General features: G+C 45.5%; 31 protein-coding genes and 1 tRNA gene. All 32 read right to left on the minus strand.

The genetic code is table 11. From position 1 onward, the window contains the following. Positions 1-7: 7 nt before the first annotated feature. The 32 genes from ACOKFD_RS15615 to ACOKFD_RS15770 all read right to left on the minus strand — a co-directional run bounded on the left by ACOKFD_RS15615 (position 8) and on the right by ACOKFD_RS15770 (position 21,706). Positions 8-223 (minus strand): hypothetical protein, encoded by a 216-nt coding sequence (locus ACOKFD_RS15615; RefSeq protein ID WP_422858768.1) that lies wholly within the window; start codon positions 221-223, stop codon positions 8-10. Continuing rightward, positions 211-2,991, minus strand: a complete 2,781-nt coding sequence (locus tag ACOKFD_RS15620; RefSeq protein ID WP_422858769.1) for a PKD domain-containing protein — start codon at positions 2,989-2,991, stop codon at positions 211-213. The genes ACOKFD_RS15615 and ACOKFD_RS15620 overlap by 13 nt, the downstream gene beginning before the upstream one ends. After that, complete coding sequence (locus ACOKFD_RS15625; protein ID WP_422858770.1) at positions 2,991-5,210, minus strand: hypothetical protein; 2,220 nt, start codon at positions 5,208-5,210, stop codon at positions 2,991-2,993. The genes ACOKFD_RS15620 and ACOKFD_RS15625 overlap by 1 nt, the downstream gene beginning before the upstream one ends. Positions 5,211-5,310: 100 nt before the next feature. Next, a tRNA-Arg gene (locus ACOKFD_RS15630) sits at positions 5,311-5,383 on the minus strand. Then, positions 5,366-5,686, minus strand: coding sequence for a hypothetical protein (locus ACOKFD_RS15635; RefSeq protein WP_422858771.1), 321 nt, complete (start codon positions 5,684-5,686; stop codon positions 5,366-5,368). Before ACOKFD_RS15635 ends, ACOKFD_RS15630 begins: the two co-directional genes overlap by 18 nt. A gap of 29 nt (positions 5,687-5,715) precedes the next feature. Then, positions 5,716-6,126, minus strand: coding sequence for a hypothetical protein (locus ACOKFD_RS15640; protein WP_422858772.1), 411 nt, complete (start codon positions 6,124-6,126; stop codon positions 5,716-5,718). After that, the gene (locus ACOKFD_RS15645; RefSeq protein ID WP_422858773.1) at positions 6,126-6,572 is read right to left on the minus strand and encodes a hypothetical protein; all 447 of its coding nucleotides are present in this window, start codon (positions 6,570-6,572) and stop codon (positions 6,126-6,128) included. The genes ACOKFD_RS15640 and ACOKFD_RS15645 overlap by 1 nt, the downstream gene beginning before the upstream one ends. Before the next feature lie 4 nt (positions 6,573-6,576). Beyond that, complete coding sequence (locus ACOKFD_RS15650) at positions 6,577-6,927, minus strand: hypothetical protein (RefSeq protein ID WP_422858774.1); 351 nt, start codon at positions 6,925-6,927, stop codon at positions 6,577-6,579. Beyond that, a complete protein-coding gene (locus ACOKFD_RS15655) occupies positions 6,924-7,385 on the minus strand; it encodes an HK97 gp10 family phage protein (RefSeq protein WP_422858775.1) in 462 nt (153 codons plus the stop codon). Before ACOKFD_RS15655 ends, ACOKFD_RS15650 begins: the two co-directional genes overlap by 4 nt. After that, positions 7,372-7,728 (minus strand): hypothetical protein, encoded by a 357-nt coding sequence (locus tag ACOKFD_RS15660; RefSeq protein WP_422858776.1) that lies wholly within the window; start codon positions 7,726-7,728, stop codon positions 7,372-7,374. Before ACOKFD_RS15660 ends, ACOKFD_RS15655 begins: the two co-directional genes overlap by 14 nt. Continuing rightward, positions 7,719-8,270, minus strand: a complete 552-nt coding sequence (locus tag ACOKFD_RS15665; RefSeq protein ID WP_422858777.1) for a head-tail connector protein — start codon at positions 8,268-8,270, stop codon at positions 7,719-7,721. The genes ACOKFD_RS15660 and ACOKFD_RS15665 overlap by 10 nt, the downstream gene beginning before the upstream one ends. Positions 8,271-8,284: 14 nt before the next feature. Then, on the minus strand, positions 8,285-8,647 hold the full coding sequence (locus ACOKFD_RS15670; protein ID WP_422858778.1) for a hypothetical protein: 363 nt from the start codon (positions 8,645-8,647) through the stop codon (positions 8,285-8,287). A gap of 19 nt (positions 8,648-8,666) precedes the next feature. Then, positions 8,667-9,998, minus strand: coding sequence for a phage major capsid protein (locus ACOKFD_RS15675; protein WP_422858779.1), 1,332 nt, complete (start codon positions 9,996-9,998; stop codon positions 8,667-8,669). A 1-nt stretch (position 9,999) separates the two neighbouring features. Further along, on the minus strand, positions 10,000-10,632 hold the full coding sequence (locus ACOKFD_RS15680) for an HK97 family phage prohead protease (RefSeq protein WP_422858780.1): 633 nt from the start codon (positions 10,630-10,632) through the stop codon (positions 10,000-10,002). Further along, positions 10,625-11,836, minus strand: a complete 1,212-nt coding sequence (locus ACOKFD_RS15685; RefSeq protein ID WP_422858781.1) for a phage portal protein — start codon at positions 11,834-11,836, stop codon at positions 10,625-10,627. Before ACOKFD_RS15685 ends, ACOKFD_RS15680 begins: the two co-directional genes overlap by 8 nt. A gap of 71 nt (positions 11,837-11,907) precedes the next feature. Next, positions 11,908-12,102 (minus strand): hypothetical protein, encoded by a 195-nt coding sequence (locus tag ACOKFD_RS15690; protein WP_422858782.1) that lies wholly within the window; start codon positions 12,100-12,102, stop codon positions 11,908-11,910. Continuing rightward, on the minus strand, positions 12,099-12,335 hold the full coding sequence (locus ACOKFD_RS15695) for a hypothetical protein (RefSeq protein WP_422858783.1): 237 nt from the start codon (positions 12,333-12,335) through the stop codon (positions 12,099-12,101). Before ACOKFD_RS15695 ends, ACOKFD_RS15690 begins: the two co-directional genes overlap by 4 nt. Beyond that, a complete protein-coding gene (locus tag ACOKFD_RS15700) occupies positions 12,328-14,058 on the minus strand; it encodes a terminase large subunit (protein WP_422858784.1) in 1,731 nt (576 codons plus the stop codon). The genes ACOKFD_RS15695 and ACOKFD_RS15700 overlap by 8 nt, the downstream gene beginning before the upstream one ends. After that, positions 14,059-14,424 carry a P27 family phage terminase small subunit gene (locus ACOKFD_RS15705; protein ID WP_422861027.1) on the minus strand — a complete coding sequence of 122 codons (366 nt, stop codon included), beginning with the start codon at positions 14,422-14,424 and terminating at the stop codon, positions 14,059-14,061. After that, a complete protein-coding gene (locus tag ACOKFD_RS15710) occupies positions 14,363-14,497 on the minus strand; it encodes a hypothetical protein (protein ID WP_422858785.1) in 135 nt (44 codons plus the stop codon). The genes ACOKFD_RS15705 and ACOKFD_RS15710 overlap by 62 nt, the downstream gene beginning before the upstream one ends. An 80-nt stretch (positions 14,498-14,577) precedes the next feature. Further along, positions 14,578-14,895 carry a hypothetical protein gene (locus ACOKFD_RS15715; RefSeq protein WP_422858786.1) on the minus strand — a complete coding sequence of 106 codons (318 nt, stop codon included), beginning with the start codon at positions 14,893-14,895 and terminating at the stop codon, positions 14,578-14,580. A 107-nt stretch (positions 14,896-15,002) separates the two neighbouring features. After that, positions 15,003-15,416, minus strand: a complete 414-nt coding sequence (locus ACOKFD_RS15720) for a hypothetical protein (RefSeq protein ID WP_422858787.1) — start codon at positions 15,414-15,416, stop codon at positions 15,003-15,005. Position 15,417: 1 nt separating this feature from the next. Further along, on the minus strand, positions 15,418-15,885 hold the full coding sequence (locus tag ACOKFD_RS15725; RefSeq protein WP_422858788.1) for a hypothetical protein: 468 nt from the start codon (positions 15,883-15,885) through the stop codon (positions 15,418-15,420). A 257-nt stretch (positions 15,886-16,142) separates the two neighbouring features. Beyond that, complete coding sequence (locus ACOKFD_RS15730) at positions 16,143-16,823, minus strand: DNA methyltransferase (protein WP_422858789.1); 681 nt, start codon at positions 16,821-16,823, stop codon at positions 16,143-16,145. Positions 16,824-16,826: 3 nt separating this feature from the next. Then, the gene (locus ACOKFD_RS15735) at positions 16,827-17,045 is read right to left on the minus strand and encodes a hypothetical protein (RefSeq protein WP_422858790.1); all 219 of its coding nucleotides are present in this window, start codon (positions 17,043-17,045) and stop codon (positions 16,827-16,829) included. Then, positions 17,042-17,374, minus strand: a complete 333-nt coding sequence (locus ACOKFD_RS15740) for a hypothetical protein (protein WP_422858791.1) — start codon at positions 17,372-17,374, stop codon at positions 17,042-17,044. The genes ACOKFD_RS15735 and ACOKFD_RS15740 overlap by 4 nt, the downstream gene beginning before the upstream one ends. Beyond that, the gene (locus ACOKFD_RS15745; protein WP_422858792.1) at positions 17,364-18,821 is read right to left on the minus strand and encodes a replicative DNA helicase; all 1,458 of its coding nucleotides are present in this window, start codon (positions 18,819-18,821) and stop codon (positions 17,364-17,366) included. Before ACOKFD_RS15745 ends, ACOKFD_RS15740 begins: the two co-directional genes overlap by 11 nt. Continuing rightward, positions 18,818-19,225, minus strand: a complete 408-nt coding sequence (locus tag ACOKFD_RS15750; protein WP_422861043.1) for a hypothetical protein — start codon at positions 19,223-19,225, stop codon at positions 18,818-18,820. Before ACOKFD_RS15750 ends, ACOKFD_RS15745 begins: the two co-directional genes overlap by 4 nt. Then, complete coding sequence (locus ACOKFD_RS15755) at positions 19,125-19,487, minus strand: helix-turn-helix domain-containing protein (protein WP_422858793.1); 363 nt, start codon at positions 19,485-19,487, stop codon at positions 19,125-19,127. The genes ACOKFD_RS15750 and ACOKFD_RS15755 overlap by 101 nt, the downstream gene beginning before the upstream one ends. Then, positions 19,484-19,651, minus strand: coding sequence for a hypothetical protein (locus ACOKFD_RS15760; RefSeq protein WP_422858794.1), 168 nt, complete (start codon positions 19,649-19,651; stop codon positions 19,484-19,486). The genes ACOKFD_RS15755 and ACOKFD_RS15760 overlap by 4 nt, the downstream gene beginning before the upstream one ends. A gap of 3 nt (positions 19,652-19,654) precedes the next feature. Further along, complete coding sequence (locus ACOKFD_RS15765) at positions 19,655-21,172, minus strand: hypothetical protein (protein ID WP_422858795.1); 1,518 nt, start codon at positions 21,170-21,172, stop codon at positions 19,655-19,657. 21 nt (positions 21,173-21,193) lie between these two features. Further along, the gene (locus ACOKFD_RS15770) at positions 21,194-21,706 is read right to left on the minus strand and encodes a hypothetical protein (protein WP_422858796.1); all 513 of its coding nucleotides are present in this window, start codon (positions 21,704-21,706) and stop codon (positions 21,194-21,196) included. Positions 21,707-22,005 lie beyond the last annotated feature (299 nt).

Genomic DNA, 22,005 nt, shown 5'->3' on the forward strand with positions numbered 1-22,005 from the left:
TCCTATTTTAAAGTATTGTACTATCCGCCGTAAAGACCGTACTGTCCGCAGTAAAGGTCTCACGCGCGCCATCTGCTCTGTATCGTGTGCTATCCGCAGTGACATTTGTCATGTCCGCGGTCATTATCATGGTGCCGTCCGTCACATCACCCTTGTTGATGTTGTTCCCGCCCTTGGCCTTGAATATGTTGCCCAAATTGAGCCTGTGCCTTATGCTTGCCATGATGGATAATCGTAATGCGCTTCCCTACCAACAGGGTAGCCGTTGAACACTCCGGCCCCGTTCTGGACCTCTATATTTGTTATCTCGTACTCTGCCTTAAAATCCAGTTGGTTGTTCACCAGTGCGTTCAAAGTGGCAAAGGCCGTTATCTCGAACCGTACATCGTCGTCCCTAAAAAATCCAAACTCAAAATCACCCTCCAACTTTTTAATGGCTCTGTTTTCGGACACCACATTTTGCAAGAATTTTACCCCGTTTTTAAAGACCGAAAAAACACAGGTTATGGTATAGGCCGCTCCGGGAGGTATCTGCAAAATCTCCACATTGAAATCCCCCTTTACGGTTATGGCCAGGTCATCTGCCAGGGCAGGGGAGAAGGAAAGGTCGGATTGGGTGAACCCGAAAGCCTCACCGTTCACTGGATTGTCCCTGGTATTGAGCGTATCCGTAAGCACTAGGTTATAGGATTGCTCTTCTAGGATGGTCACTTCATCTGAAGCGGTAGCACCGTCATCATCGGTGACCGTTACACGTAAGGTGACAGGAAGCTCTGAAAGGTTGGTCAATCCTGATGTCTGTGGAAATATGGTAGGCTTTAGGGTATCCCCATTGGTTATGATGACACCGGAACCGGAAACCAGTTCCCATTGTACAGCCGCTATAAAACCGTCAGGGTCAAAAGCTATGGCTTCCAATTGTACACCTGCAAGACCGATAAAATCTACTTTTACGTCATCACCGGCGTTTACTATTGGAATTTTGTTCCCGGTACCAATGGTGGTTATTTCGTTTTCATAGACTGCACGCACCATGGAACCTGTACTTTTTCCTGTATCAAGGCTCCATTCGACATTTGTGAGAAAATAGAACTGGGCAAGGACATAACTGAACGATATAAGGTCGTTTAGCTTGTAAGCCGATTCAGAGGTAAAATCGATTCTTTCAAATGGAACCTCGAACATTCTTCTAAGCACTTTTGCAGCTGCAACACCATATCTGTCCCTTTCCACTTGGTACACGGTATCGGACCATTCTTCCCAATAATCCCTGTCCTCCGTCACATCATCGACCTTGAACCTTCTTACCTCCAAGCTTCCATCTGTTATGCCCGAAGGTGCCTCCACGGCCATTTCCTCACCTTCAAATAGATTGTAGTGTACCTTGAGCCCGTCGACTTTTTGCCCACCGTCGTAGACCGAACCAATGTTATCGGCAATAAGATTTGCATCAAACAAAGAGAATACCAGATAATTTACCCCTTGGAAAACCCTACTATATAGAATGTTTACATCAATGGAATTAAAATCAGCTCCCTTTTCATTAAGTTTCTGTAAACGGAACGCTTTACTGAAGCCGGTCGCATCATCAGATATAGTGAGTTCAAGTTCCTTCTCCGTGCTGTATTCTTCATTGATTATGTTCTCAAAGATTTCCTGCTCTTGAAAACCAATTCTTTCCAATCGTATTTCCTCAAGGGTAATGAATTGTGGGAAGGTTCCATCTTCCAGGGTGCCATCAAAAAAGGGCCTGGCCACAAAAAGGTCCAAAAGCCCGTTATTGGGAATGTTAAGATCAAAACTGAACTCCAATGTATCGTCATCAAAGTTTCTTACGGTACTGTAAAGGGTCTCCCCATTAAGGTCAAATGTTAGCTTAAAACCATTGGGAACGATGTTCCCATCATCCAACCTAGCGGAAACGGGAGATTTCAATGATATTGAAAACAACATCTTATCACCTTGCTTTACATACACTTTTCTCAATAGTGATGCAAACTGTGGGCTGTTAAAATTGACCCCTGCCAAGACCGGAAATGTCACTTTATAGTTCGGGGCCAATGCTTTTGGATAATACACGTTGTTGCCGTACCAATGCGTTGGAAAAATATCTCCCTCTACACCCTGGCCAATGGACCAACCATCGTTCTTTTCATCACCAATGGTATCGGGAAGAGCCTGTTTTTCCCTTTTGTGCAGTGCGCGCACTGTTTTATATGGAGCGATAGTGGAAACAAACGGGGTTCCCTGAGGGTTGAATCTTTTTATCAACCTGGGCTTTTTAACCCTTTCCTCGAACACGCCCAAATAGGTGAACCTATCATAGGCCACAGATGATTGGTGCAACTGGTTCAATCCTTCTATATACCAGAAATTATCACATTGGAATATTCGGCAAAGCATATCGTTGCCAAGTGTGTCCAATATTTCGTAGGCACTGAGGATTTCGTCATTGTCCGTGAAGTAATTTCCTGGAATGTATATATCGGAGTAATTGTCCCTTCTAATGTTCTTTATTGCCGGCGACATCATCATAGAGAGTTCAAGACCGGTCAACCTCAGACATTTTGAAAAGATTTCCACAACGGAAAACTCCGTCTCCGAATAAAATGTATCCTCAAGATATTTGCCCTTTAACCTGCCCAAGGCATCGGTGGCCTCTAGGTCAACATAGAAAGTGTTGTTCGTGTAAGGCTCTCCGTAACTCTCGGGCAAAAGAAAACCTGTCCATATTGTAACATCTGTATCCGTCTCGGAAAGCCTGACCTTATAACGTGTCTCACCCGATGTAAAAAGATGGGAGAACATGGAATCCTTGTACTTAGATATATGGGCCTCAAGGGTAAAGAAGAAACTACTACCGATTATTACACGGTCATCCTTTGAATCACTACCGTTCCATTTCAATCTTATGGACGAGTATCGGGCCCTTTCAAGCTCCACGATATGGTCGTCCACCCAGGTATCTATTATGTCGACCGTGTAACCCATTATGTACGCCTATCGATTTTTTTACCGTTACGCTCCAACATCAACCGAACCGTGTCGCCCTCAAGGACAAAATCACCACCGATTATTACCGGTTCGTTCACCAGGGCGTTTGCAAGGTTTCTCTGTTGCGCGATATTTAGGATAAGCTCTCCGGAGTTTACACCGGCAACCAACCTGTCACCAAAAAATGAATTGCCCGGAACTATGCCCCCGTCCGCAAACTTTGGAATGGCCGCAAAGGCCGAAAGCACGCCACTTACAGCGGTGGCAATGAATGCAGGTTGCGAAAAAATGGCTCCAGGTCCGGTGGCAAGCGCGGATTGGGTCGCACCTGAAATGGCGTTTGCTATTGAGTTGCTCAAAAGAATGCTAATCAATTGGGCAACTGTCTGTGCCAAGTTTTTGACAAATCCCTCAAACCCAGATTCGGCCAGACCAAGACTGCCCACTAGATTGGCCGAAAAGTCCTGAAAGACACCTGATATCGATCTGGCGACCTCAAAGGATACCTCCCTGATATTTTCCAATCTTTGCAGAAAGGAGTCTACATCTTCATCAGAAATACCAAACACGGATTCGTTATCAGTACCCTCCAAGGATATACCATCCAGCTTTATCTGAAACGAACGTACGGCCGCATCTTCCAAGGCCCTGTCAACGTTTCCTCCAAGCTCGGCTATCAATGCATCAATTTCCGCAGGGTCGAACACTTCTATATCTTCCAGGGATATGCCCAATGGGTTTACAGGATCATCTGTGGTTCTTTTTTTCTCTTGGTCAAGGATTGTGTCTGAATTGGCAATGATATCAAGGAGCAATTGCTTTTCTTCCTCTAACCTTTCCAGTTTTTTATCGGAAAGAAAATTTCCGACTTCCAGCGCATTGTTTGCCGCCTGTACGGCCTCGGTGTAGCTTTTTCCGCGTTCCTGTTGTATCTGTATAAATTCAGCCCTTCGCCTTTCCGCTTCCCCAATTTCTCTGGCACGTCCAAGCTGTTCCTCTATAATTTTTGTCTGGATTTCCTCAAGCTTGGACTGGGCCGCTTTTACGGTTGCATTTTCAAGTATAACCTTGGTGTACTCTTCAACCGATTCCCTTGCCTTATCAGTGTTTATGGTTTCCAAGGTAAGGTTCCCAAGGTATTCCGGTGAAATTTTATTGAGTTCACGAATTGCCTTTAATCGTTCTTCCTTGGAAACACGTTCAGATTTGGCTATGGATACCAATGATTGTACCTGTCCTATTTCTTTGGCAGTGTTCTTTTCCGCTATCTTGTTTACATCATTTAGGTCTTCGGTTATTTGCTGGGTTTCCTTTAGAATTTTGTTATAAATTCCAAACCCAACAGCTGCAGCTGCCACAGCGGTCGCTATTGCTCCAAAAGGATTTGATGCTACGGCCAGTGTAAGGGCACGAATTGCACCTGTAATGGCAGCAATAGATGTTGTAAGACTACCGGCCAACAAAATCAATGGACCGATTGATGCGGCAAAGCCGGCAAACGCTAAAATCTGTGCTTTGGTCTCCGGACTGAGTTCCCTGAAAACCTTGATAAGTTGGTTGCCCCTATCTATCAATGGTCTTAGCCCCTCAATTATTATCTCACCGAAATCCGCCAATAAAAGTTTGAGGTTATCACGGATAGTACTGAGCGCACCCCTAAAGGTCTGGGCCTGTTTTTCTATACTGCCCGCAAATGTTGTGTTGCCTATTTGTTGTAGAAACTCTTGGATTTCCTCGGCATTTTTTCGAACGGTGGTGGTTATTCCCTGAAAAGTGAACCTTACATTTTCACCTTCCTGTCTGGATTTTATGCCAAATTCCTTTAACCTCTCAAATTCGTTTACGGAGGCATCGGCAACCGCTTCAATGAACTGGTTCAAATCCTTACCAAGTGCCGCCGCGGTGTTTCCATAGGATTCTAGGGAGGCTATACTCGGATCAAGGCCAAGGTTCTTCAGTTTTACAAAACCATCGGCAACCTGTTCCAATTGAAAAGGAGTGTTCGAGGTAAATTCAATGATTTCGGAAAAAGCGGATTTTGCGGCCGCCTCATTGCCCTGGAAAACGGTCAATAGTTTGGCATCCAACACCTCTAAGTCAGAAGCGGATTTTACAGCTTGGGCGGCTACACCCGCCAAAGGGGCGGTTACGGATAGGGTCAGGTTCTTACCTACCTTTTCAACATTCTTGCCCAACTTGCTGAGCCTTCTCTCCACATTTTGCATCTGTGATGAGAATGGTTTCAAATCGGTACCAAACCGTATGGTTATGTCAGCAAATGTGGCCCTTCAGCAATTATTTTAAATTTAACTTAAGTAGCGATGGCAGGACTCGAACCTGCGACCTCTAGAAAAGGATTCTAGCGGGCTGCCTACTGCCCCACATCGCGATTTTTCTGTGCATCTATTTTTGCCCAAATTTTATTTGCTTCTTCATGTTTTCTTTTTTTATCCTCCTTACTTAGTTTCGTGAGCTCCCCGTCCCATGGAAACTTTAGCAGTTCACGCGGGCTAATGGGCTTTTTCTTATCCATGTAGGGCATGATTCCGATATGCGCGTGTATTCGCATCCGTTCCCATTTTTGGTTTTCTTGGAACATGAACCCATTGATTTTGTTAAAGAGCGTTCGCGGTCGCATTTCGTAGAGCTCATTTTCACCCATCATCATACGTCCAAGGGCAAGCTCTTCCATATCGTCCCAATCTAAGGTTTTGCCTGTGCCTATTTCCGGGTCTTTGGGGCCACCTGCTTTCCCTGGCTACCTTCTGTCCCTTTGATATCCTTGGGAGGCCTGGGCATATCCTCCATGAACTGGATAAAAACGGTCTTTAGGATTTCCACATCTTCAAGCATTGCTTGACCCACATCATCTTTATCCAATTCAACATCTGGGTTTTTGCTGTACACCCCTGCAATGATGACATTGATTAGACCATCACTGATTTCCCAAGGAATATCTTCATTACCTTTCTTTTCGGCTTTTTGAAGCTCAACCAGGTACCCGGAGACAATCCTTACCGTATCATCATATCCCTTTGTCCCAAGAATCCCACTTAAAAAGCGAACTGCACCATATTTGTACCCAATGGGATACTCAACCCCATTGAGCGTTATCTTCCTTGATTTTTCCATTAGCTGGCCGGCGGAGTTGTTGATATAGCGGTTTTGGCAAGTCCACCGGAACCGGTAATGCTCAATGAAAGTGTCCCGTCCTCATCAACGGCCCAAGCTGAATCCATTTGCGTTATGATGCTTTCGCCCTTTAGATAAAACTCGGCATCCCCTTCATCTGGCACGAACTCGGTTTCCACCAGGGTGTCGGAATCATCATCGTATAGGTCGTACAGGTCCCAATAACTCAATTTGTCCGCTTCGTCACCCGCATAGGTCATCAAGGAATTCAGGGAGGCGGTCCATCCCTTTTCTCCTTTGGTAAATTCCCCCGCAGGTTGATCTTTGTTTGCCGCTCTTTGGTTTGTTGCCCTTGTCAAGGAAAGGGAACAATCAATAGCGGTGAATATTTTGCCATTTCCCAACGTCAACCTAAGGTTGCCGCTCATTACCACTGGTGTAGCCATCTTTTTAGTTTTTTATGTTAAACGTTCTTATTATTACGGCCTTTCGGCTTTCCTCATCGGTATATCCAGATGCTGCACGAATGCTTTTGACCCTTCTTCCTTGATACATTGCGGTCTTTACAAATCCATCCACATCAGAGGCCTCTTCAAGGGAATTACCGTAGCTATGGACGCGCACATCGTAATCAGCGGGCAAATCCTTGCTCCTGGGTGAATTCTCAGTTATGGAAAAGGTCACGAACGGAAGGGATGCTTCTTCATCTTCCAATTCCCACGCCTGTTGTCCACCTATCAAATTCTGTAAATCTGAATTTGAGTTCAAAAGACTGTTTACTCTTTGCGCTATGGATTTCATCTGCTCAGTTTTTCAATTTGTTTTTGGACATAGGCCGACACCTTTTCCTCACTCTGTTTTACGACTCCGCTTTCCACTTGTGAAAGAGTCCTATCCCTTGCTTCAGGGACAACACTGTTGAGACCTTTTCGACTTCCCCTTTGTCGGCTACCGGGTCTTGAACCCTTTGGGATTACCATAAACCTGTAATAGGCATCGTTCCTCCCACGCTTACCCGGCACGACATTAATTACAGGGTTGCCGCCGGACCTTCTTACCGAAACGGTCTTTATGGCCACTGATCTTGAAAGGGTCCCAATGTTCACTGGAAGGTTTCTTTCATAGGCCTTTTGAATAGGCTTGGCCAATTGCCTCTGAATCTTCAAAAGCTCGGTCCTTTTTACTCTATCCGGCAACAACTTGATTTTCTTGTTCAAGTCCTCAAAACCATCAACCTTAAAAAAATCAAGACTCGCCATATTTTGTACATTTCATTCTAATCTGTCTGCCTCTTGAATCCACTAGTTCAAATGGAGCGGATACCTCCCATTCGCCATCGTAGTCACGAATTATCAAACGACTTGATTTCCCCAAAAACATGGTATCGTTTCTAAAGGTGAAAACACTTATTCCAACTCCTATCAACTGCCCTTCGATTTCTTGGGAACCCATGCCATCGTTTCTATGGGCATATCGAAACCCCAAACTTGTTGGAGCCCCCTTTTTTTTCTCTCCACTGGTGGATGTAATGGTGTTCTTTTCCAATATCTCTACTCTTCGGTTAAAGTCACCTGCTTTTAACAAAGCCCCTTTCACCCCCATACTTTTAAAGTTTTTAAAGCGTTATAAAAGGTCCTCATGTAACTGTTTGGAATGTCCTCGCGGTACATTTCCTTAAAAGAGAACATCAAGAGCACGGCACTTTTTGCAACATCCGGCATCTCTGCGTTTTTGTAACCTGCAGTACACTCCAAGGTTATCGGAAATGCATTGTTGGGTTCCAATTCTGGATACTCGTCAAGTTTGAACAAAAGTTGCCCTGTGTTCTTATCGAACCTATATGATGAACTTGGGAGGGTCTGTTCCGAACCAAGCTCATCATAGTATTTGACATCCGTAAACTCTTGGATTGGACCTATCGGAATGATGATCATATCCTGCCAACCCGAGTAGGATATAAGGGCCTGTTTTTCCAGTAATGGCGAATCAATGTACCTTTCCGCCTCCATTATGGAAGCATCCAAAAAGACCTGCAACAAGGAATCCTCGTCCCCGGATTCGATTTTGCTGTTCTGTTTGGCCAGTGCCAGGCTTACCACCTCTGCACCGTTGACTTTTGGTCCATATGAAATATTGTACGCCATATCTTGGTCAGCCCTTAAACCTCTTTCCCGTAACCGTCCTCACAGATTTCTTCGGCCTGTTTCCCCTCCAAATTGACGTACTCGCCAACTGTATGGCTCAAAAGGTATTTACCGGCAAGGGACTTCAGGACCTTAATGGTCTTTTGCCCTTGTTTTTTCTTTTTCTTTACGGCTGCGATCACCTTTTTTTCCTCCGCTTCTACCTTTTCCTGTGCAATTTCCTCCGCAGATTTCTCTTTCTTTTTGGAACTTGCCTCCTCGGCCTTTTCAATGGCTGCTTTTAATTCCTCTACAGTAAGCTCCTTTCCGTCCTTTTGGATTTCAATCTTCAGCCCTTTGGCCTTTTCCTGTAACTCTTTTAAATTTTCAGTACTCATGTTTTCTAAGGATTAAAGATTATGCAATTGTAATTTTCTTATTGACCGCGAATGCTTTTGGATTGCTCGCCATGATATCACGGTGAACGTTGACGATCAATCGAACCTCATTGCTGTCCGCACGGGTGTTTTCATCCGCCTTTATGTTGATACCTCCCCAAAAACCGGCTTCCACGGATTTAAAATCACCATAGATATACGGATACTCCGTATCGGAATTCAACACGGGCATTAATGTTGTCTTTTTTGTGGGCATTCCATACAGCTGGTTTTGCTTGTCCATCAAGAAAAGTCCACTACCACTATCGATCGGAATTGATTTGGCGATTGCCGCAGCTTTTTTGTGGACCAACCACATCAACCCGTCCTCGGTCGCATTTTCCTCATCTACCTCGCCTTCTATCTGTAATACCTTTGCCAGGGTCAAAGCTCCGGCGGTACCAGGGAAATCAAATGCCAATGCATCGTTCAACAGCCCCAATGTGTTCGGAGCCACACCATCCCCGTTGATAAGGTCGCTCATAAGTCTACGGCTAAGGGCTTCGTTTGTTCTACGCCCAAGAACACCCATGATATTGATGCTGGACTGCGCCAACAATTGGTTGGAGATATACACCATCATCCCTGTACGTTTGGGCTTGAGTACCCTTTTGGACATTTGGGCCTTTTGTGCCGTAAGGCCTTGTGTTTCTGTTACGTTTTCAAAGGCAAAATCAGCCACGGAATGTAGTGGATAGTCCCCTACAAGATCATACATGGGAACAATCCCAAGTTCCTCAATGGAAAGTCTGTCCACGAAAGCGGGAAGTACACGGCCGGCATCCTCCTGGACTGTGGAGCCCCCAAAGTTTCCACTATCCTCGGTAACGGTCTGGGCATCTGCACGGTTGACCCCTTTAGCACCCTTGAACGCCATACGTGCCGGAATATTGAAGCCTTTTCTGCTTACGTTTGTGATACCTGAGTTTCTAAGTTCTTCGAGCCCAATATCATTGACCTCTCTTTCGGCACCGTCCATAGGGCTCCGCTCCACAAGGTTCTCCAACATGCGCTTTACATCAAATCGCTCTTGGATTTCTTCTTTTTCCCTTTCTTCTCCATTGCCAAGTTGGGTTTCGACGGGAGTTGCCTCAGCAGCTGCCGCCTGTCGTAGGTTTTCCTCATAGGCCTTGGCATCTTCAAGATCGGACCTTAACTGTTCAATCTCGGATTGGAGCGTTCGGAATTTTTCGGTCTCGTCCTCGTTAAGTGCACGTTTGACACCTTTGTCGTCTTTTGCACCTTCAACAATTGCCCTTTGAGCTTTGATTTTGGCTTGAAGGTCCCTTTGGATTTCAATTGATTTTCTCATTTTAAATCGAATTTTCGTTAATAATTAATTGAGCTTCAAACCTGCTCATAGGTTCTATTTTAGAGTCATCATCGACTTCTACGGCACGTTGGCCGGTATCTTCTTTTTGTTCCTTCTTTGGAACTGCGGTACGGAGTTCAACCAATGATTTTTCGTTTCTTGCAACGGTGTCCGGATTACTGGGAACCGTCACTATGGACCAGGCCAATAAATCCATTCTGGTGAAGTATAGTACCTCTGGATTTTCCCCATCATCAAAGTTGCCCCAGTGATATTCATGGACATCAGCACGAATCGAAGCACCTCTAAGTATGTTGTTCTTTACCTTTCTAAAGACTTTTTCGGCCACTTCGTTGTCCTCTGCATCCTCAAACCTGATGGTGGCAATGAGTTGGTCATTTTCGACACGGACCTCGGAGATTCCTATCACCATATCAGGGTCCTCGCTCCAATCACGGTGCTGATAGGTGACCACGGGATTTTTCGCATATCTTCCCAGGTCCCATCCATCCGCTTTGAACACTGTGCCATAGGTATCCTCCTTTTCAGTGCTTATCACAAATTCAGCGGTACGGTTCTCTTCATTGAAACTGTCGGCCCTGAACTGACCGAACCTTATCTGTTGTTTATCCATCACTCAGTTCTTTTTGGATTTGTTTTTCGTTCAACATATTGGACATTTGAAGGAATTCGTCACCGCCTTTGTATGGGTTCAATCCTTCTTTTTTACGGACCTCATTTGGAGACATGGCTTTTATGTACACCATATCCTTATAGTATTGTGCCCTTGCCTTTGGGTCGGCCTGAAGTATGTATTGGTAATCCGCGTTGCTTCGGATCCCATTTGATTTTTCTTTGTTAGCGAAAAGCTTGTTGTCAATTTCCTCCATGATGGGCTGGGCCAAGGGCATGATACAGGACATCAGGTATTCAATGGACATCTGTACTAGGAAATTGTATCCTCCCTCACCTTTTTTGTGGAGCTTGTGCAGCGGAATGTTGAGCCATCGGGCAATATCATCCACACCTTCGGCCTTGGTTTCGATAAATTGGGTCTCTTGTGGGGAAAGGGCTATTCTCTTATAGCTCATCCCTTCATCAAAAACAGCCAAACGGTGTTTGTCCGCTGAGTTCAATCGTTGGTTGAATATTTTGGCAATATTGTCCTTTCCCTTTTTGTTAAGGCTTTTTTCAGTCTCCAAAACCCCATAGGATAGACCCCTATCACCAAAGGCATTTGATCCAAATTGGTCGGCACTGAGCGAAATGGCCATATTATCGGCCGCAAACTGAATGACACCTATTCCGGTTATACCGTTCCAACTGAATCCCGGCACATGGAATATCTCGTCCGAAAAATACATGTTCTTTTCACCTGATATTTGGTACCACAATTGGTTGTTCAAACGGTACACTGTCACATCCTCTGGATGTAGCAGTTGAAGTTCACGTACATTACCGGCACCGTCCCGTATGATTTTGGCATATCCGTTGCCCTTTATCAATTGTGATACGGCGAGCGTTTTCCAAAAATTGAACGCGGACATACATTGATTGGGCCTTCTAAATATGACCTGGTTGACCGGATGGTCCTTCAAGTAACTAACACCTTTGTCGGTTTCCTCGAATACCTGGAGAGGTAAATAGCCAATGGTGTCGGATATGTTCTTTATTCCGCACCAGAAACCGGATACCTTTAAGCTGGAATTATGGTTTATCTTCTTTCCGGCAGCCGTTGCCGCGCCCCCTCCAAATAGGGAGAACAAAGGCCATGTGTTAGAACTGACCGAGCGGGTCTGGTTTACCAAAGAAGCTATTGATGTGTCGAAAAGATTCACCCCAATTGATTTGTTTGGGGTAAAACTAAAACAGCTGAAAAGTTAAATTATGTAAGAAAGATACATTTCTTCTATTGGGACTGTTTTTTTGCAAAGGTCCAGAAGATGGTTCCTCCAAGTCCCAAGGTCATGAAAATGACAACAAGCACCAAAAACTGTCTGACCCAATGGGCCATGAACCAAGGAATGGTAAGCAGTGAGCTCTGCAAAAAACATAGAAAAAATGTTCCCAAAATAATGGATAGGTATGATAATGTGGTCTTCATTGATTTATTTCTTGTTTGTTGAGTTGGTACCTAAAGCTGTTGTAACTACTATATCTAAATTCACCCACTAAGTCAAAGTATCTGTCATTAAGGGCATTGAAACATTCAATATTGGTCCTGTGATAGGGTAAGGACTTAAAATACAGTTCAAAGAAACCTTTACGGGTAACGGCCTTTAGGAGAAAACGGTAGTTTTCGGATTGCTCCTGAATCTGTTTTTGGTATTCATTCATTTTCTGTAGGTTCAAGATATTCCTCGATATCCATGTCATTGTATTTGCTCTCATTGGTTTCTTCTCCTGTCAGACTGCCGCCCAGGGCCATGATGGATCCCACGATACCGTCAACACGTTTGTTCCCCATATGGCTACGCCCTTTGTGTACCTTGATGTTCTCATTTGCATCCTCATAGATAACACAACCGGAGAGCATCCATTTAAGAATTATATTTCCATCATGTTTTATCTTGCCATCATAGACCAGTTTTTCAAATTGTTTCGTAGGAAAACTGATGTTGGCAATACTCTGTGAAAATTCACTTACCTCAAACCCCTTTTCCATTAGGTTGTTCATTACCTGGCTTGCATTCCATTTGTCAAATTCGATACATAAGGTTGAAAGCTCGTGGTAGTTTTTCGCCAGATTGTCCTCTAGCACATCATAATCAACAGTGTCACCGGGAGTCGCTATCAAGAGACCTTTATCCATCCATGCGCGGTATGGCACCCGGTCCTCTTTACTTCGCCTTTCAATGGTTGCCAATGGACAGAAGAAAAACGGCAAAAGATAACGGTTGCCCTTATCATCGGGCTCGCTCAGATGTATCTCTGCAGTGAGATCGGTCGTACTGCTCAAATCCACGGCCGCATAGCTGCCATACTTTTTGAACTTTTCAATGGGAATTGAATCGACCTTATTTTTGTCCCATATTTCTTGCGGTATCCAGATTGTGGGCGCATCGACCCATTTGTTCAAGTGCTTGGTCTTAAAATTTGGTGCTTTGCTCGGTTGGTTCTGTGCTTTGATAAACTCCTTCCTCAGGGACTCTATATCAAGTCCCTGGCCCAATAACGGATTTGCTTTGTACCAATTGCTTTCATCCTCCCAATCATCATCATTGTCCAGGTCGTGGATCATTATCCATAGGTGGTCATCTTTTTTGATACCGTCCAAAACCTCGATACAGGTATCTTCATAGGCCTTACATACACTTGCAATATTGGTCCCGGCCGTGGTGATGTGCCAGGTTATCGGTTGGACCCTTTGTACACTGGATGACTCTAAGTTTTCTTTCACACCATCGGTGGCGTGGGCATGGTATTCGTCGATAATGCTAAGATAACTATTGATACCGTCCTGTGTCTTGGAATCCCCGCCCAAAGGCTTTAGAACGCTATTTGTATTTGTGTTCAAAATTTCCTTCTGTTTGCAATAAAACCTCAGTTTTTTCATAGCTGGATTTGCATGTGGACTTTCGATGAAGCTCTTTGCTGCGTTCCAACAAATTTTTGCCTGTTCCTCCTTTGTCGCCCCAACATAGACCTCGGCTTCCGGTTCCATTTCAAAACTCATCATGAAAAGTGAGAGGCCGGCCATCTCAGCGGATTTACCGTTTTTTTTTGCCCGTTTATCATAAACTGTACTTATCCTTCTTTTTCCATCCTTATCAACCCAACCAAATACGTTGTACAGGGTGAATTGTTGGAAAGGCGCCAAGTGAAAGGGTTGCCCGGCAAGTTTGCCCTTGGTGTGGTTCAACAGTAAAGGAAAAAAACGGATTATGGCCATTCCTTTTTGATGGTCTATAGAATAGCCGTCCTCTTTAGCGGTATCGATCCATTTAAAAAATCGTTCACAGGCCTGGACGACCCTTTTTCCCGCAGGAACCGTTCCATCCAATACACTATGTGCATATTGAAAGGGAACGGATGACCTCATTTCCTGCGTTATATCCATTTAAGCGCCCTTTAGTTTGTTTGCAAGTTCATTGAACAATTTGGTCTGGTTTGAATCTCCGGTGTTCTTTAGGTTTTTATCAGCTGAAGGTTCAAGCCCAAATTGCTTGAAACAATCGAAAAGCCTTTTTATCGCGGCGTTCTGTTGGTTGAGCCAAGTACTGTTTTGGGTTACGTTGTTGCTAAAAGTCTGAAAGTATCCCGAACCCTCTTCATTGCGGTCCGCCTCTCTGATTTTTCTACAGGTGAATTCCCATAGTGCCATGGATTCCGCATAGACCTCAAGGGCTGGGAGATAGGTGCCTTTAAGACGTTTGATTTTGATTAAGATCCCGGGCCATTGATTTATAATGTTCCTTGGCCCTATCGGTAAGGTACACAGGGGGTTTGGGAACTTCGCTCAAACACTCACTTGCCTTATTGATTCCTACAATTTCCATAACCTATTGTTTTACTTTACCCCCCCCCCTCAAAAAATACCCCTGAGTAAAAATCTGATTGGGTGGCGATGTTTATATGTTTAAATCTCAGGTGTTTTCACCCCATACCCCTCCGGAAATGTTCCGTTTATATAATAATGCGCCTGGGACAGAATTACATCTCTATAATTATCTGCCAAGTAAAACTCATCAGCCCCTAGTCGTTTCAATTCCCTAATAGCCCTGTCTCTTGTTCGTGTTGATGAAAACGATAGCATTCCGCTATCAGCTTTTATGTAATTTTCAATCTCCATATAGCTAACATCATACTTGTTTACAATCTGTCTTTCATGCCAATTGTTCCAGATGAGTTTCAATTCAGCACCTATCGATTTAACATTTAATAATTCATGCAACATATTCGGTATATGAGCTCTACAACGATAGTGGGTCGTGCATTCCCATTTTAAATTTTCAACTGTTCTGTGAGTATAAACGATATAACATTTTGGTTTAAATCTTCCCATTATTTCGAGGTTAATAGTTTAATCCAATTCTTCAATTCATTAAGACCACTTACCTCGTGCCTGGCAATGATGCGACCTTCATCAGCATTCATTCTAATTTCAACCTTATGAGTTTCACAATCCCAAACAGCCGATATCTTTTTGTAAAGCTTCTTCTCACACCAAAACCAATCATATCCGTACTCAGAAATGAATACATTATCATTGCTGTTTTTGCGGATAAATCCCAAGTCGATGACATCCTTGTATCTAATCTCGGATTCTTCCTTCTTCTTACCATTCACTGTTTCATACTCGGTTAGCAATTGGGTGAGCTCCACTTCTTTCGTACCATCCATCCAATTGATGTAGAACTTTTCGTATCCTTCTTTAATGATACCTTTTGATTTAAGAAAATCTTTTGCTTTTTCCATTTTATTTTTGTCTACCAATAATTACATCCTTTATAAAGTCATACTCCAAGGCAAGGCCAAGACCGAGATAACTTTCGGTCCTTTTTCTTCCACCCATCCTGAAACTATTATCAAAGTCCAATATCAAATCGAGACCGTCACTTATGTTGATTCCATTTCTAAAGTGGACTACAGGATAGGAGTCCTTTTCCTCTTGGTTGAATGCCCAGCCCGTTCCCAGAACCATTTTAAAATCACCATCAATTATCCTATGGGTCACCCTGAACTCCCAACTTCTGAAATTTCTTGCCAAGACCTTGGTCGCCCTGTAGTTGAACCCAACCCCAAACTTTCCAACTTCTTGGTTATAGCCTACGTTCCAGTAATAGGGCATTGTCCCATCCTCTCTTTGGGAAATTTCCGTGATACCCACCCCTAAATGAATCTGGGCGGTTGCCATAATCGGTAGTATGTATATTAGTATTTTCATCTTTTTGTTTTTACTATTTCAATAATTTTTTGCCTTGATTCCCCGTTGGTTATAATAGTGATATCAGAGGTCTCGAAAACATCTTTAATTCTTCCATCAGACAGGTAAATCACTACTTTGAACTTTTTGTTCATAGTTCAAGCTTCAACTGCTCGACCGGTTTGGAATGAACATGTTTCCAACCGCATTTTTTACATAGGTACCAATGGCCCAGTATTAATTTTGTCCTATCGGGTTTACAACAGTTATGGTTCATCCTATAGGCTTTCATTGAGCATTATTTTAGTTTGGCTCATGTAAAGCCCTAGTTTCTTTATTCCGGATTCATAATAATGCGGTTCTAGTTCACAACCGGTTAACTCCAGGCTCCATCCATTGATTCTGTTTATATGATCAACAGCTAGAGCAATGCTCATGCTTCCCAAATTCGTATCAAGAATCTTATCTTCCCGGGAGCAATATTCACTTATCACCCATTCATATAAGGACCATGGTTTTTGATGTGGATGCCATTTGCTTACCTTTTCACATTTTTTGCAACCATCCCAAAGAAAATCAGCAATACGCATCACTTTTTTGTATGAGGTCCAAGCCAGTTCAGCTTCACTCATAAAGGTTTTTGCAGCCTTTCTTTTTTTGTTCCAAACAATCCACGAATTAGTTGGTTCCAGAAACTCTGTGAAGTAGTTTCCTCCCCAAATGATTTGGTTCTTGCTGACCCTTTTTAGTTCTTCAAAGAATTCAAAGGAAGGTGCCTCTGTATTTTGATAAGTGTGCAACTTTCCATTTTGGAAGAACCGATCTTTTCTATTTTTACTCCAAGAATCCCCAATACCATATGGAGGGTCTACAATGGCAACATCAAAATGGTTGTCCTGGTATCTTGACATCAGTGCCATGTTGTCCTCGTTGCTGATATGTAGAAAATCAGGTAGCATTTTTCAGTTTATATATCCGGTAACTTTCAAGTTCTCGGGACGGCACAATAATTTCTTATCTCCACAATAAACCCTTACCTTTCCATTCACTAATCCTTCATTGGAGAATGTGCGCCCAACAAGACCATTTTTGGTAACAACCAAAGTGCCCGCGTTCCTGTCAAAGCCTCCCATTAATCTCTGGGCGCATTCAAATTCCCAAGCAATTGCTTCTTCTGTCATTTCTTCTTTGTTTTGTTCCAATGTGCCTGTTTGCCCGACTTAACGTTATGGCATTTGTGGCACATCGATTCAAGTTCATTATCAGCATAAGGGTCCATTCCATTGTCCAATAGATATTGGAGGCCCTTAACATGGTCCACCACTTCAGCGGGACCCACCCTGTTCTGTCTTTCACACTCTTTGCAGAACGGGTTCTTTTCCCGAAAGAGCTTTGATTTCTTCCTCCACCGTGTGGAGTTGTAGAAATCGTAGTTATCGTTGTTCCTGCGCGCAAAGGGTTTCCTTTCCTCTCGCCAGGGCCTTTTCTTCTGTTTCGGTCTATTCGGCATCGAACACGGTTTTATCATCATTGCCAAATGCTTCATCGACACCCATTTTCGGGATATCGAACCCATCGTTTTCCGGTTCGCCGGTCCATTCTCCAGGATTCACATATTTTGTCTTGTTGGCAATGTACTTGAGGGGAATATTGCCCAATCCACCGTTCCTGTTCTTTGCCACGATAAGCACCGCGTTCTCATCGTTCTCAAGCTGCAGGTCGTTCCATAGGTCGGGAGCGGAATCCCTGTTGTGCCCATAATACTCGGGGCGGTACAATAGCCCGATCACATCGGCGGCCTCTTCCACGCCGCTCGAATTCTTCAAATGGTGCTTTGACGGAACGCTGTACCTTGCCTTTTTGACCTCACGGTTCAATTGGCTCAGAGCAATGACAGGGATGTCGAGTTCCTTCGCAAGGTTCTTCAGTTCCCTGGCCGCCATCCCGGTCAGCTTAAAATCGTCCTCGTCACCTGCGAACATCTGTATGAAGTCAGCTATGAATAGCTTGATGTCGTGCCTTCGTTTCATCTGCCTTGCCTTGCGCTTCATTTCTGCAACGGTAAGGCTGGGACGGTCGTCTATGTATATCGGAAGGTTCCTCATACGGTCCACCACCTTGCTGAGCCTTACAAAATATTCGTCCTTCTCAAATCCGGTCTGGGTAAGCTGTCTCATGTGGAACTGGCTCTCCACGGCCACGCCCCTGATGGCAAGCTGCATGGTGCTCATCTCCATGGAGGCCATTCCGACCGCATTGCCCTCTTTGGCCGATGCAAGGATGTGGGTCATTGCAAGTGCAGTTTTTCCCATGCCACTGTCCGCACCGATGATGATAAGGTCAGTTGGCTGCCACCCGTTGAAATGCTTGTTGATGTTGGTAAGGCCCGTGTCCACACCGGTCAGTTCGCCCTGGTTGTTGGTGAGCCTTTCGACCCGCCTCGGTACTTCCTCGATGGCCATGTTCCAGTCGATGGAGCTTCCGCCACGCTCATAGATACCGCTCAGGGAATCGAAGAGCACGGTCACCTCGTCAAGGGCCTCGAAAACATCCTTTCCCTCTTCGTAGCCTTTTTCAATGGCCTCGTTACCGATGCTTATCAGTTGCCTCTTGATGAACTTTTGCAACAGCACATAGGAATGGTACTCGATATGGGCGGAACCCGCTACTTTTTGGGTCAGTTCTACGAGGGCAAAATCACCGCCGACCGCTTCCAGTTTGCCGTTTGCCCTCAATGTCTGTGAGACCGTCAAAAGGTCCACTGGGGAGTTTTCACTGTCCAGTTGTTGGATGGCAATGAACACCTGTCGGTGTTTTTCACTATAGAACACCTCTGGGCTCTTTATCACCTCAAGACATCCGTCCACCCCTTTTTGGTCCAACATCATGGCACCCAGTACGGCCTTTTCAAGGTCAATGGCCTGTGGTGGTATCTTTCCTCTTTCCGTTCCGCTCATGCCAATCGTTTTCCGACCTTTTGCGAAACGCTCTGTTCCAAGGGTCCGTTATCCTTCTTTTTCCTGTTCTGGAAATCCAGCCAGTTACGTGTCCACTTTCTCAGGCGCGCAAAGAGCTTTCTTCCGAACTTTATCTCTTCGAGTTCCACGGTGTCGTCAAAATCCGCAAAGAACTTTTCGGGGTTTTCGACCATGTTGCCGTTCTGCATCCAGAACGCCTCAAGTTCACTTTGATAGTTTTGGAAAAGGAACCAGCTTGCGCGCGTGTCTCTCTCCTGTCTATCTAAATGTCTATCTAATACCTTATATAGGGGGGTTCGGTATACCGAAGGGGGGGTTCGGTATACCGAAGGGTCCGTTCGCTCCACCGAAGGGGGGTTCGCTATACCGAAGGGGGTAATCATGGTTATGACACGCTGTGGGGCACCGTCCCTTTTTTCCGTGCTTACCTCGATTCAGTCCCCTGCTTTTCAGGTCGTTTATCAGTTCGCTCACATAGCTCTTGCTTATACCGAACATTTCCGAAAAATGTTGGTTGTTGGCAAAGCACCCAAGGTTGCCGTCAAGGCTGTTTATCTCCATCAGGATGAGCTTTGCATTGCCCTTTATTTCCTTGTTCAGCCAAATCTCGCGAGGGATGAAGACCCCTTTGAAGTCCCGTTTCATATATCGCTCTGGTTTAAGTTGACCCCCAAGGAGTTGAGGGTCTGTTCAAGCTCCATTTTTTCGGTCGCTATGATGGCGAACGCGTCCAGGATATCGGACTTGCTCATCTTCATCTTTTCGGCCTTCCATTCAGGCCCGAACAAGGGGTGTTTGTTGTCCATCATGTTCTATATTTCTGATTTGGTATTGACGATCGGTTTCAACAACATTTCCTGCCATTTGAGGGCGTTGAGAAAATCGTTGTGTATCCGTTCATATTCCTTGGGATACAGCTTTGGATCGGTCGAAATGTAATCCCTGTTTTCAAAGAAGGATTTCCACAGTTCAGGGGTCTTAATCTCACATCCGATCTTTATCCGCTTTTCGGAAATCCCGACTTTCCATTGAGAATCGTGGTCAATGTAGATGAACTGGCCCACCGAGAGGTTTTCGGGCAGCTGTGTAATCTGTGTCCCGCGAAGGTCCAGGTCGCCGCCCACCGATAGGTTTTCGGGCAGCTGTGTAATCTGTGTCCCGCGAAGGTACAGGTAGCCGCCCACCGAGAGGTTTTCGGGCAGCTGTGTAATCTGTGTCCCGCGAAGGTACAGGTAGCCGCCCACCGAGAGGTTTTCGGGCAGCTGTGTAATCTGTGTCCCGCGAAGGTCCAGGTCGCCGCCCACCGATAGGTTTTCGGGCAGCTGTGTAATCTGTGTCCCGCGAAGGTACAGGTAGCCGCCCACCGAGAGGTTTTCGGGCAGCTGTGTTATGGGTGTCCCCTCAAGGTCCAGGTCGCCGCCCACCGATAGGTTTTCGGGCAGCTGTGTAATCTGTGTCCCGCGAAGGTACAGGGAGCCGCCCACCGAGAGGTTTTCGGGCAGCTGTGTTATGGGTGTCCCCTCAAGGTCCAGGGAGCCGCCCACCGAGAGGTTTTCGGGCAGCTGTGTAATCTGTGTCCCGCGAAGGTACAGGGAGCCGCCCACCGAGAGGTTTTCGGGCAGCTGTGTAATCGGTGTCCCGCGAAGGTACAGGGAGCCGCCCACCGAGAGGTTTTCGGGCAGCTGTGTTATGGGTGTCCCGCGAAGGTACAGGGAGCCGCCCACCGATAGGTTTTCGGGCAGCTGTGTTATGGGTGTCCCCTCAAGGTCCAGGGAGCCGCCCACCGATAGGTTTTCGGGCAGCTGTGTTATGGGTGTCCCCTCAAGGTCCAGGGAGCCGCCCACCGATAGGTTTTCGGGCAGTTGAGTTATCCCGGTCCCGCGAAGGTACAGGTCGCCGCCCACCGATAGGTTTTCGGGCAGCTGTGTTATGGGTGTCCCCTCAAGGTCCAGGGAGCCGCCCACCGATAGGTTTTCGGGCAGCTGTGTAATCGGTGTCCCGCGAAGGTCCAGGTAGCCGCCCACCGATAGGTTTTCGGGCAGTTGAGTTATGGGTGTCCCCTCAAGGTACAGGTCGCCGCCCACCGATAGGTTTTCGGGCAGCTGTGTAATCTGTGTCCCGCGAAGGTACAGGTCGCCGCCCACCGATAGGTTTTCGGGCAGCTGTGTTATGGGTGTCCCCTCAAGGTCCAGGGAGCCGCCCACCGATAGGTTTTCGGGCAGCTGTGTAATCGGTGTCCCGCGAAGGTCCAGGTAGCCGCCCACCGATAGGATACCGTCTTTTTCGGAATGTTCCATTCCAATTTCTTCCAAATACTTTTTTAGTTCCATAAGTACAGTGTTTTGCAGTTATCAATATTTAAAATGTGTCCAGTGTATTATTCTTCCCTTATAGCGTTCAGGAAACCATTTAAGGAAACTGTATACATCCGGAAAACCATCGTTCTCGGCCAATTTTTCCATTTCGGCTAACCCTAGAATCCGGCCATCCACGCGGAAATAAGGTTCACAACATGCCACCTCACAACCAAGTTCATCATTACATATCTCAAATTCCTGGACCGAGATACAGGGCACCGGCGGTGCCACTTCCATCATGTTGGGCTTTCGGGTGTTGACGTAAAAGTGAACGGTCGTTCCGGATTTCCATCTCTTGTGCCTGTCCTCCCTTATCGAATGGATCTTAGGTCTACATGAATCAGGGATGGGACGTAGTGAGAAGAAATCCTCTATGTATCCACGTCCTTCCCAGTCCCACCAATAGCCCATCGGTATCGATTTGGCTATCTTATGTATAAACTTTGTTTCAGACCCTCCCAGTTTTGGTATACAAGGAGGCCAATGCAATTTGAATCCCAGTATCATAATCTTTAAAATGTCTTTCCACAGATGCCGCACTTCACGGCAGGATTTCCCAAAACCGCGCGCTCGTCACAAGGGGTATGGACACAGTAGTGTTTCAGGTTTTCCGATATCACCTTGTCCTGGTCGTCCCTTGTCTTTCCGATCTTGCAGAATTGTCTCAAATCCATTTTTCGCGCTTTAAAAAAGGGGCGGCCCATGGCGGTACCGCCCCTTCCAACCTAAACAACTAACTAAACACTTCCGTTTGTACGGAATTACCATCAAGCTCATTTCTGACCTCGAGGACACTTGAAAGTTCC

This window comes from Flagellimonas ulvae (assembly GCF_049333175.1).
Lineage (GTDB): Bacteria > Bacteroidota > Bacteroidia > Flavobacteriales > Flavobacteriaceae > Flagellimonas.